General features: G+C 70.3%; 2 protein-coding genes. One reads left to right on the top strand and one right to left on the bottom strand.

The window, feature by feature from the left end; translation table 11 throughout:
* Window positions 1-1,099, top strand: a 1,099-nt coding sequence (locus ACWELQ_RS45840) for an RNA polymerase sigma factor (protein WP_452403219.1), incomplete at its 5' end; no start/stop codon positions are given.
* An 8-nt stretch (window positions 1,100-1,107) separates the two neighbouring features.
* Here the strand turns inward: ACWELQ_RS45840 and ACWELQ_RS45835 are convergent.
* On the bottom strand, window positions 1,108-1,302 hold a 195-nt coding region (locus ACWELQ_RS45835), incomplete at its 5' end, for a hypothetical protein (RefSeq protein WP_452403218.1).

The following is a 1,302-nucleotide window of genomic DNA, read 5'->3' as shown; positions in this document are numbered from 1 at the left end:
CGATCGAATACGGGGAGGGGAAGGTGGACATGGCTGTGCTCCAGTTCGGTTGTTGACCACGGCCCGCCACCGCGCGGTGGACCGGCTGCGCCGGGAGGCGGCCCGCGCCGACAAGTACGCCCAGGCCGCGCTGCTGCACGAGCAGTCGGAACCGATCGAGGAGGGCGCGGTGCGAGACGACCGGCTGCGCTTGATATTCACCTGCTGCCACCCCGCGCTGGCGCGCCCCGCCCAGGTGGCGCTGACCCTGCGCCTGCTCGGCGGCCTGTCGACGGCCGAGGCGGCGCGCGCCTTCCTGATACCGGAAACCACCATGGCGCAACGTCTCACCCGCGCCAAGGGCAAGATCCGCGACGCCCGCATCCCCTACCGCGTCCCCGCCGACACCGACCTCCCCGAGCGCCTCGACGCGGTCCTCGCAGTGCTGTACCTCCTGTTCACCGAGGGCTACACAGCCACCGCAGGCGATCTCCTGACCCGCCCCGACCTGTGCGCCGAGGCCATCCGCCTCACCCGGGTCCTGGCCGAACTGATGCCCGACGAACCCGAGGTATCGGGCCTGCTGGCCCTCCTCCTGCTCACCGAATCCCGCTGCGCCGCCCGCACTTCCGACACCGGCGCCCTGATCCCCCTCCCCGACCAGGACCGCACCCGCTGGAACCGCCCCCTGATCACCGAAGGCCACACCCTCGTCCGAGCCTGCCTACACCGAAACACCCCCGGCCCCTACCAAATCCAAGCCGCCATCCAAGCCGTCCACACCGACGCCCCCACCGCCGCCGACACCGACTGGCCCCAAATCCTCACCCTCTACAACCAACTGGCCGCCATCGCCCCCAGCCCCATAGTCACCCTCAACCGAGCAGTAGCCCTAGCCGAAGTCTCCGGCCCCACCGCCGCCCTATCCGAACTGGACGCCCACCCCCTCCCCACCCACCACCTCTACCACGCAGTCCGAGCCGACCTCCTCCGCCGCCTAGACCGCACCCCCGAAGCCGCCGCCGCCTACCGCCAAGCCATCACCCACGCCGACAACACCGCCGAACGAGACTTCCTCATCACCCGAGCCGAATCCCTGTCGTTTGGCGGTGACGAATAGGGGCGGAGTCAGTGGCTCAGGCGGGATTTCAGGAAGGGGGCTATTTGGGCGGCGCGGGTTGGGGTGAGTAGGGCGGTGTGCCAGTCGTCGATGGAGAGGCGGTCGATGCGGCCGGTGATGTAGGGGCGCCAGGTTTCGGTGAGGTGGTGGCGGCCGGGTTCGCGGGCGGCGGTGATGAGGAGGGTGTCGCCGTGGTAGCGGCC

This window comes from Nocardia sp. NPDC004722 (assembly GCF_053601505.1).
Note: the sequence above shows the minus strand (reverse complement) of the source record. Positions and strands in the feature narration are given on the sequence as shown.